The 10,515-nt window shown below is 34.2% G+C and carries 8 protein-coding genes; 4 read left to right on the top strand and 4 right to left on the bottom strand.

What is annotated here, in order from left to right:
- Position 1: 1 nt before the first annotated feature.
- Positions 2-2,953, top strand: coding sequence for a T9SS type A sorting domain-containing protein (locus DNU06_RS08215; protein ID WP_111062773.1), 2,952 nt, complete (start codon positions 2-4; stop codon positions 2,951-2,953).
- On the opposite strand, the gene DNU06_RS08210 is transcribed toward DNU06_RS08215, so the two are convergent.
- Positions 2,940-3,587: a YiiX/YebB-like N1pC/P60 family cysteine hydrolase gene (locus DNU06_RS08210; RefSeq protein WP_111062772.1), complete on the bottom strand. Its 648-nt coding sequence runs from the start codon at positions 3,585-3,587 to the stop codon at positions 2,940-2,942. The two genes, DNU06_RS08215 and DNU06_RS08210, sit on opposite strands and share 14 nt — an antisense overlap.
- 60 nt (positions 3,588-3,647) lie before the next feature.
- Complete coding sequence (locus DNU06_RS08205) at positions 3,648-4,142, bottom strand: nuclear transport factor 2 family protein (RefSeq protein WP_111062771.1); 495 nt, start codon at positions 4,140-4,142, stop codon at positions 3,648-3,650.
- A 162-nt stretch (positions 4,143-4,304) separates the two neighbouring features.
- Here DNU06_RS08205 and DNU06_RS17815 point away from each other — a divergent pair, with 162 nt between their 5' ends.
- Positions 4,305-4,463 (top strand): hypothetical protein, encoded by a 159-nt coding sequence (locus tag DNU06_RS17815; protein WP_158526851.1) that lies wholly within the window; start codon positions 4,305-4,307, stop codon positions 4,461-4,463.
- 23 nt (positions 4,464-4,486) lie between these two features.
- Here DNU06_RS17815 and DNU06_RS08200 read toward each other — a convergent pair whose 3' ends face one another.
- Together DNU06_RS08200 and DNU06_RS08195 are read right to left on the bottom strand one after the other, a co-directional pair.
- Positions 4,487-4,897: a DUF5606 family protein gene (locus DNU06_RS08200; RefSeq protein ID WP_111062770.1), complete on the bottom strand. Its 411-nt coding sequence runs from the start codon at positions 4,895-4,897 to the stop codon at positions 4,487-4,489.
- Between the two features lie 42 nt (positions 4,898-4,939).
- Positions 4,940-7,498 carry a S8 family serine peptidase gene (locus tag DNU06_RS08195; RefSeq protein ID WP_111062769.1) on the bottom strand — a complete coding sequence of 853 codons (2,559 nt, stop codon included), beginning with the start codon at positions 7,496-7,498 and terminating at the stop codon, positions 4,940-4,942.
- A gap of 164 nt (positions 7,499-7,662) precedes the next feature.
- Between DNU06_RS08195 and DNU06_RS08190 the strand changes: the two genes are divergently transcribed.
- Both DNU06_RS08190 and DNU06_RS08185 read left to right on the top strand, forming a co-directional pair.
- Positions 7,663-9,225 carry a S8 family peptidase gene (locus tag DNU06_RS08190; protein WP_111062768.1) on the top strand — a complete coding sequence of 521 codons (1,563 nt, stop codon included), beginning with the start codon at positions 7,663-7,665 and terminating at the stop codon, positions 9,223-9,225.
- Positions 9,226-9,324: 99 nt separating this feature from the next.
- Positions 9,325-10,413, top strand: coding sequence for a hypothetical protein (locus DNU06_RS08185; RefSeq protein WP_111062767.1), 1,089 nt, complete (start codon positions 9,325-9,327; stop codon positions 10,411-10,413).
- Positions 10,414-10,515 lie beyond the last annotated feature (102 nt).

Genomic DNA, 10,515 nt, shown 5'->3' with positions numbered 1-10,515 from the left:
TATGAAGTTTCAATTCGCAAAAAAAATACTTTTTCTACTATTTATTATTCCATCCATTCATGGGTACGCTTCGCATATTTATGGGGGACATTTGAGTTATGAAAAAACTGGTCAACCGAATCAATTTAAAGTGGTGTTAGACGTAATTTCAGCATGTGGCCACGTGGCTACAACTACAAATACAGTTGCATTAGAATTTAGTAACGACTGTAATACAACTGTTACTAATTCCTTTTTATATTTAAATCAATCCGTGGTACAGCCCAATTTATGTACTTCGGAAATGAGTCAGTTTTGTACAAGTAGTTTAGGTGGCGTTGAAATTTATACTTATTCAGGCTATATCACTTTGCCAAGTAATTGTTCAAATTATCAGCTCAAGAGTACCATAATTCATGGTCTTAGTTCCGACAATACTATAGGTCCACGTAATTTGTATCTAGAAGTAGAATTAAACAATTCCAATGGTATTCAGAATACTTCTCCAATAATACATGCACCAAAAGCAGTATATGTTAATATTAATACACCAATTTCATTAGAACTTGGTGCAATTGATGCAGATAACGATTCGCTCGTCTATTCTTTAGTGGGCACAAGAACGGCAAGTAATAGTTATGTGCAATACGCTACAGGATATAGCGCTTTAATTCCTATTCAAGGAATGAGCATTGATGCGCAAACTGGAATTTTCAGTTTCTTACCAACAATGTATGGGGTTTATACGGTGGTTATTTTAATTGAAGAATACAATTCTAATGGCGTCTTTACAGGATCCTCCCTCATTGATTTTCCTGTTTTTGTTAATAATTATAATGCACAGCCTAATTACGCAATGAATCATTTTCCTTTTTTTGATAGTACGATCTCCAACTTCAATAATTTTGGAACGAATGCTACATTTTTAACCGGTCCTAATCGGATTAAAATGTGTGAAGGCGATCAATTTTGTTTTGATATTACCTTAAATGATACAGCTGATGTAAATGACAGTTTATTTTTTATCACCAACCTGACGGATATGTTACCCAATGCAACAATGAGTATCACGGGGACTAATCCAAAAACGGCAACCCTATGTTGGACTTTTACAGCTGGCTTTGAGAATTATGATGTAATGTTCATGGGAAGAGATGATGATTGTCCTATATATGGTTTTGAATTTTTTAGATTTAGAGTTGAAGCCGATAAACCAATAGGTTTTACTTATGACGATAAGATTTGTGGTGACATGACTGTTAATTTGAATTCCAATCAAAATACACCTTATCAATGGTCTGTTTTAACTGGTGATCCCATTGTAATTGGCAATAATTTCTCCTGCAACAATTGCAGTAGTCCAGTTGCATCTCCTCAAGTTACCACAACTTATTTGGTAGAGACTTTAAATGATTGTAATGATTCTGATACCATTACCATAAATGTATTTGATACCAATTTAGGTGATTTGGAAACGACTATTTTAACAGCAGACACTACAGTCTGTATAGGTGAATGTATTGAGTTGAATGTCAATGCTGTTCAATACAATCAAATATATAATAATCAAACATTTGCTAATACCAGTAATTCGTTTGTTGCTACAAATTCAACGGTATTGAGTACCATGTTTATTCCTGCTATGGCATTGAGTAGTGCCACTATTAGTCCTAATAATATTTCTAAAATTTGTATTGATATCGATCATGCATTTACTGGGGCATTGAATATTTATTTAATATCACCCGCTGGCACAAGCTTTGAGTTGAGTACAGGCAATGGAGCAGGAGCAAATTATTCAGGTACTTGTTTTGAAACTAATGGGGTAACCAATGTGATCAATGGAACTGCTCCTTTTTCAAATACTTATATTCCAGAAGGTGGTCCCCTCACTAATTTGTTTGTAGGAGAAAATGTTCAAGGAATTTGGCAATTGCAAGTAGAAAATACGTCGAGTATTAATAGTGCAGCTATAATTAGCTGGTCCATTGATTTTTCAGAGCCTTCCATTATTTCTGGAAGTCCAGATTCTTTATCTTGGAGTAATTTATCTGGTATGCTATTGCCACAACAAGCGAATGCGGTTATTTGTCCGAATGTACCAGGACAATATGTATTAACCACTTACAATGAATTCAATTGTTTTGAACGAGATACGATAAATATTGGTGTGAATCCAACTTCTTATACTGGGGTGGATACCAGTTTTAATGTATACTTATATCAAGGTGTTATCGATTTGTATAACTACACCTCTTCTGGCGCAGTAAATAATGGTGTTTGGCTCGATTCCATTACAGGAGACAGCATCAATCATTTGGTTAAAGCAGATTCTTTGAGCAACCCAACGACCTTTATTTATGTGACGGAGAATAGTTTTGGCTGCTATGATTCTAGTTATGTAATATTTGATATGTTTGGTTATTGTGATGTTCCGCCTGGAGCTCCAAGTCCTTATATCACAGCATTACCAGATGCTGGTCTGGATTCCACTGTTTATGTTGGTTTATATAGTGGTGTGTTTGATTTGTTTGATGTTTTAAATACAGGTGTAAGCACAACAGGTTATTGGCGAGACACCACAGGGGTAACCCTAAATACCACTTTATTCGATCCAAATACTTTTCCTTCAGGTATTAGCTATATCTATGTGGCGACCAATGAAAATGGTTGTGAAGATTCGGCCAAGTACACTATTTTTGTATTAGATGATTTATCTATAGGGGAAAGTAATGTAGCGACTAATTTTTCACTGTATCCAAACCCGGCTAAAAATGATTTTACGATTTCCTTTACCAATTCAGGACAATATGAAGTAAAGCTATTAAATCAATTGGGGCAAGTGATGGTTCCAACTGTTTTTATGGAAAATGAAGGGAAAATTAATGTCAGTACTTTGTCAAATGGTATATATTACTTAAGTATAAAAGGGCAAGGAATACGTGTATTAGAAAAAATTATCATTCAAGATTAATGCTCCCTTTGAGTAAAAATAGAGGTTTAAAATTTTTTGGATTAAAAAAAGTAGAAAACTTCAATAAATAGGATTTGTTTTTGAGTTCGATTTTAAAGACATTCTTTTGCTGATTGACAGCTTTAAAAGTATAGTATAATAATTCACTACAGTAAAATTTATCTTTATCTAGTAGGCTAAAAGAATGGTCGAAAGGAATTTTTTCCGATAAGTAAAATTTGGCTTGCTTGACAATACTATCCCCAATATTGGGTTTAAAAATTGGTCGACAAATAAAGAGTACCGAGTCTGCAGTTTGTTTTACAAAAGAAGCTAAACTGGTTGTTTGAACACCATCAATTCCATTAGGATTAGCGTCGGCACCGAGTGAATGAATTACCCCCCATTTATTCTTGTGTTTAAAAATAATACCACAATGTGTAAAAGGTTCACCATTTACGCGACTTAAATGGTAGGATAGGGGGCCATCCCCTCTCCTTAGTACGATATCCCCATTTTTTAATTGCGTGGTCACTGTGTCCGGTAATTCAAGTATTGTAGATTGGGAAATTGGGGCATATTTATTTTGTTGTCTTGGCGTACAAGCAAAACTTAACAAAAGGAGGATAATGATATGGCCAAGTATAAATTTCATGTCATAAAAAACCCATCAATCAAAAAAGAGAGATGGGTTTTAATATTGGGATAAGTTATTTTAATTTTCTTCTACTTCAATAATTTCTTCCGTCATGATAGATTCTTCCATAGGCATGTCTTCCATCATGTCTTCATCTCCAAAGCCACCCATGTCCCCTAAATCAGGCATCACCATATCTTTGCTTTGAGAAATTACTTTCCATTTTCCATCTACTTTTTCTAATTCGTATTGGAAAGAATCATATTTGTATTTTAAAAACGCTAATGAATCAGATTTACGTTCTGTACATTTACATTTTGCAGTCTCTGTTTCATTGTCTGTTTCACATTGAACTTCCACTATTTTTGTTTCATATCCTGCAGCTTCTGTTTCTTGCATTTGCTTAATGGTTTCAGCAGCGGAACCAGTGGAAAGATCTAAAGCTTTTTCATAAGCTCCTTCGGCTATTGCTTTAACATACATTTCTGTTGCTTTTTCAGGACCATTACCTGCGCCTCCACAAGAAATTAATAATAATCCAATTGCGCCTAATACTACAGTTTTAAAATTCATAACTTAAATTAATTAATTTATTGTTGCAAATGTAACTTACTTTTTTTAAAAATCAAACTAAAGATAATTATAAGATTTTCGTAAAAAAATCAAGTATGAAACAATAATACCTAGGTAAGTTCGTTTTACAATAAAATATAAATTTAAAATTTAAATCAGCCTATGGCAAAATGCTACACTCTTCAAAAACCACAAACAGATAAAGTAAAAATGGCAGTATCGCCCAAAAATGAAACCTTAGCAAATATTCTTAATTTTTCTAAGGCTTATGAGGTGAAACAATCGATTAACCATTGTATTATCGAATTGGTATTAAATTAAAAAAGCCCCAAAGGGGCTTTTTTTTATTCTTCTTCTGAAGCTGTTGCCGCTTCGGCATTAATAATATTTTGGTCAATAAGTATATTGTACCACTGAAATAGTTTTCTTAAATCTGTATCATAAACACGTTCTTGATCGTAATTAGGTAAGAACTTTTCAATTCTATTTCTTAACTCTTGTCCATTTGCTTTATGATTAATGGATGGTTTGTATGATTCGTGTGTTGCTAACTTTTCATAAACATCAATCAGTGGTAGGTCTTCTTCATAAGTATAAATACTAATGTCTTCCAATGCCGATACTTTATCGGTTGAGAATATAGGAAACTTTCTGTTATCACCTAGTGCGCTAACAATGATGTTGTTTCTTCCTTGAGCAACTACTTTGTAAAGACCTGCTTTACCAGAAATTGAGATAATACCTTTTAAATCCATGAATGCTTTAATTTTATTGAGGCGTAAATTTATAATTATTTTTTATTCTTTTACAATTTTATAAACTTTATAACTGTTATTGTATTTTAACTTCATTAAATAGATTCCTGAAGTCAAGTATGCTAAATCTAAAGAGGCGAATAATTTTGTTTCATCAAATTCATTAAACTCGTATACTTTTCGACCGATAGCGTCAACAATTGTAATTTCTATGGTGTAAAAATCTTTTTTAATGATTTGAAGGTTGTCAATAAAAGGGTTCGGGAATATAATAAATTGATTTTTTTCTAATTCTTTTATTTTTTCAATATCTATTTCAACCGAATCGGAAAGTAAATAACAGCCTTTTGGTCCAGTTACTTTCACATAATAATACCCTGTTACCACTGGGTTATAATATTGTTCTGTTCCTGTAGGAATAATCACGTTATTAAAATACCATTGGTGTTGTACAGCTGGTGTGGCAACCAAACCTCCACCAATGTTGTTTATTTCAGGGTACATTGGCACAGTTCCTTTCACTACAATTAAGGTGTCGGAATACGCTCTACATCCTCGCGAGTTTGTTACTAAAGCCGATAAGGTGTCGTCCTTATTACTTTCAGCAAAACTTTTAGTAGAGCCATTTGACCACATATAAGTGCTGTAATTATTGGCTGCAGTGTTTACTGTGGATAAATCTTCACAGATTAAAGTATCACCAACTAAAGCAGGTGAAAAGTTACTTTTATTTAATAATTTAAAGGCATCAATTTTACCGTAACCATATGCAAAATTAGGGGTGCTTTCTGTAAAGTTATCGGCATGGGCTTCACTAATCAAATCATTTTTAAAGTCGATATTTGTTGCATTATTACACTTTTCAAGATAAAGGGCAGCAATTCCTGCTATTACAGGAGAGGCCATGGAGGTACCGCCATTGAGCACGTGTTTTTTTCCTGCTTGTAAAGAAGTACTACCATTTGCAATTAACGCATCAATTAAATATTGGGGACAACTGCTGAGTGTACCATCTCCAGTAGCTGAAATATCTGGTTTTATTTCACCAATTCTATTCGGACCTTTACTCGAATTAATCGATAGTTTTCCGGGCGTATGATTCAAGGTTCTCGTATTGCCATTTTGGTCAATATAGTCGAGTTGGTTAGCGTAATTTGCCACTGTAATTACTTGTTCTGAGCAAGCCCATGAACTTACAGTACTGATTAATGAGTCGGGGTATTGGTAATGTTGAATGGCAGGATAAGTAACAGCCGTAGGGAGATTCGTCTCTCTAATTTTAGAAAGACCAATACTAAATCCAGACCATAGGTCGTAGGTACCAGAACCTACAGTTAAAAAGCTATACAATAAACTCAGAGAGTCCGGATCTTCAAAATAGATTTCAATGTGGTATAAGCCATTTATTTCTTCACAAGAAAATTCAATAGGGGTTGCTTTTGCGCCACCTATCATAATAGAGTCTAGGGTAGTGGTATTCAATAAAGATTGAATGTCGTAAAAGTTACTTTTTCCTTTGGTAATAAAATTATTATTGGGATCATTTGCACCAAAGCCAAACTTTACATTTTTAAAGTCTACACTGTCTGCCCAAACATCCATAAATACAGCGGGCACACCAAAGGCAGAACTAGGGTTCACCTCCAACCAAGTAAAAGTGGTATCTGCAGTCACATCTCCCCTTACATGGTAGTGGTCCCAATTACCTGAATTACCTGCAGCAGCAACTACAATTCTTCCCGGTTTTTCATGCAATAAACTATCAATAATTACACTGGCAGGATCCGACCCATCATGACTACCTAAATAATCGCCAACGCTAGTATTGATTACAGCAGGTTTATTTAAGGAGTCCGCCAAGTGAAAAACAAAATCTATAGCATCTGCAACGGTCAAAGTCCAATTGGGTAGACTAAAGCTCGTTTCAATTATTACTAGGTCAGAAGCAGGAGCAACTCCTCTATTTTTATTTAAGGCCAAACCATTTCCTGAACCTGCGCCACTCACGGTAGATCCATGTGCAGCATTGTCGGTAGAAGTGCAATTTCCATTATTAATGTCGGCTTCTGACCAAACCTGACCATAACCATATTTTATAGGCGTTCTAGCCGCATTAAAAGGAAGTGCCTGGTCCCAATATGCTATAACCCGTGTTGAACCATCAGGATTTTTAAAGTCTTCGTGTTCAAAATCAATTCCGGTATCTACATAACCTACAATCACCCCTTTTCCGGTGTAAGCTTCTTGCAAAGGTGCGTTACCATTAAATATAGAATCTACATTTTGATATAATCGCATGGAATCATTTAAGACTTTTGGAATAGATGGGGGAAAGTAAACCTGAGAAACACCACCTTGACCTAAAAGGTTGGCAAGTGCTGCGGAAGTACAATAGATATAATGCCATGGACCACTGGTATATTTATAATGGACGGTTTCCATTCTTTTCAGTGTGTTTAAGTCTCCTTTTACGGCAAAATTACTTTTTAATTCTGGTGCTTTTTCAAATTGTTTTTGAAAACTGATACTCCCTTTATACTGTTCTTGTCCAATAATAGATAAGGTAGAAAAATAGAATAAAAAAAGGAGTAATCTCATCATCAAACAATTTGTTATACTTATAAAACGTGTTGCTTTTATTAAACGTTTGTACAAATCTATATTATTTTTAGTACGATTACAATTAAAAATCAACCATTAATCCTTTAGGGTGGTAAAATAGGAGAATATTGCTTATTTTTAGCCAAAATTAAAATTTAAAGAGAATGAAAATTAATAGTATTTTAATACTGATTACTTTATTATTTGCAGGTCAAGTTCACGCCCAAGCAGTAGATAAAAAAATTGTTGATTGGTATAACGGAAAAAAATTCGGGATGAGTACCGACAAAGCTTATAAGAAAGTTTTGAATAAAAAAACTTCCACTACTGTAATTGTAGCAGTAATTGATTCAGGTGTGGACATTGAGCACGAGAATTTAAAAGGTCAAATTTGGACGAATCCAGGTGAAATCGCTGGTAATGGTATTGATGATGATAACAATGGTTATATTGATGATGTACATGGCTGGAGTTTTTTAGGAAACGCAAAGGGTGAAAATGTAAAAGAAGAGCAACTTGAAGTAACAAGAATTTATGCAAGACTAGACCAAAAGTACAAAGGGGTTAGTGTGGTAGATGTTCCAGCAAGTGACAAGGAAGAGTATGAATTGTATACACAAGTTAGAGAAGAAGTAGAAAAAAATGTAAAGTCAAAAGAATCTACTATTGAAAACTTAGACAAAGCATTAGATTTTTACCAAGGAATAGATGAAAAATTAAAAAAACATTTTAATGGTGATTATACGGCAGATGATTTAAAAAGTCTTGAAAAAGATCCAGAAATGGGAGACGCTGCACAAAAAATGTTGAAAATTATTCCGCAAGGAGGAATGGAAGGACTAGAAAAATATATTGCTTATTTACAAAATAGTTTAGATTTTCATTATAACACAGCTTTTAACGCAAGAATTCAAGGGGATGATCCTTCTGATTTTTCAGATTCAATTTATGGCTCAAATGATGTAGAAGGTCCGGATGCAATGCACGGTACACATTGTTCTGGGATAATAGGAGCAGTTAGAGGAAATGACTTAGGAAATGAAGGTGTTGCAACAAACATTAAAATTATGTCGGTTAGAGCGGTGCCAGATGGTGATGAAAGAGATAAAGATATTGCCATGGCAATTCGTTATGCGGTAGACAATGGGGCGCAAGTAGTAAACATGAGTTTTGGTAAAGCTTATTCTCCTTACCAAGATGAAGTAATAGCTGCGATCAGATATGCAGAATCAAGAGGTGTTTTATTAGTGCATGCTGCTGGTAATTCAGCAAAAGATATTGATATTGAAAAAAACTATCCAAGCCCAAAATACCCATCTATGAGTGAAAAATTCACCAACTGGATTGAAGTAGGTGCATCTACACGTTACAAGAAAAGTCTTGCAGCTTCATTTTCTAACTACGGTGATGAAATGGTAGATATATTTGCGCCAGGTTTAGAGATTTATTCTACAGTGCCACAAAGTGAGTATTTAGTTACTCAAGGTACTTCCATGGCGGCGCCAATGGTAGTTGGTTTAGCTGCTTTATTAAAATCTTACTACCCTGAATTAAGTATGATTGAAATAAAAAATATTATTTTGACGACAGCGAAAAGTACAGGAGATAGAGAAACGCCATTGCCTGGAGCTAAAGAAGAAATTGAATTCAATAAGCTTTCCGTTACTGGAGGTATTGCGAACACTTACAATGCAGTTAAAGCGGCAGAAGTGATTACAGCAAATTAAAATTCTCAAATTCTATATCTAATGCCGCATGTTTTTAAACTGCGGCATTTTTTTTGCTTTAAATTTCTTCAGGGACTTTAAATCAATTATTTTTGAACTATGAAAAAAATACACCTATTATTTGTCATGATTTGTTTATCTCAACAGGTCGCTTCTTGGGCACAAGCAGTTAATGCTGTTACTGTGCAACCTAATAAATTGTATTATTTTAATAAAGGAAACTGTAATATTATTGAATTTCAGCAAATCTCTAATTTATTAATGGGATTCCATTATGTGACTTATACGGATAGAAGGGGAGATGTGATGGTTTGTTACGAAGGTGAAAAAACTAGGCTGACCCAAGGAGAAACTAATATCATAATGACCAATAATCATCTGGTATATCAATTGGCTTCCGTATTACGGGTTTTTGACCGGGGAGAAAGTACCATATTAAGTTCTTTTGTCTCAGGGTTTGCGGTTGGAGATAGTATTGTCATGTTTCAAGATAAGATTGGTGGAAATTTGAAATATTATTACCGAGGAAATATTGTTGAATTTAGCCAAGTAGTAGGTGACTATATGTTTGATCCAGGAGCAATTGGGGATAATTTATTTGCTTTCAGAGAAACAGGTGGGAATTATAAAGCTTTTTACCAAAACCAATACTATAATTTAACGGCTACCAACCAAGATATTACTTTTAGTGCAGGCATGAATATGATTGCGTTTAATGATTATGCGAATTATTCTTTTGCGGTATTTGATCATGGAGAAGTACTCGATTTGGAAAATCAATATGCTAAGCAATATAAAGCAGGACATGATTTTGTTTATTACCAAGACAATAGTGGTGTCAATAAGGTGTATTATAATAATGAGATACAAGAATTGGGATACGAATTACAAGAAATTGCGGTATACGATTCATTGATTTTTTTTAAAGAAGCTGATTATGCAAAGGTGTGGTATCAAGGCGAAGTATTTACCATTTACAACGATATTGTAAAGAATTATCAAGTGAGTGGTGGCAGCATTGCGTACATGAATTCAAGCAATGGTGTGAATGCTTTAATCAGGGGCGTCAAGACCGAAATAACCAGACAAAAGGTACAATCCTTTACACTGAATGGCAATACTGTTTCTTTGGTGTTTACACCTTCCTCTTTCGCTGTGTGGTGGAATGGAAAGCGCTTTAATTATTAAGAAAAGCGGTTGAAATCAAAAAAGCATTTAATTAGTCAAAATAATTTGTGATTTAGGAATTAAACTCAGCTTATTAATGTTATTTTTGTGCATTGAAATAAA

Origin of the sequence: Putridiphycobacter roseus, assembly GCF_003234935.1 — a bacterium.
In the GTDB taxonomy this organism is placed as follows: Bacteria; Bacteroidota; Bacteroidia; order Flavobacteriales_D; family Crocinitomicaceae; genus Putridiphycobacter; species Putridiphycobacter roseus.
This window is presented reverse-complemented; position numbering and strand designations above follow the sequence as displayed.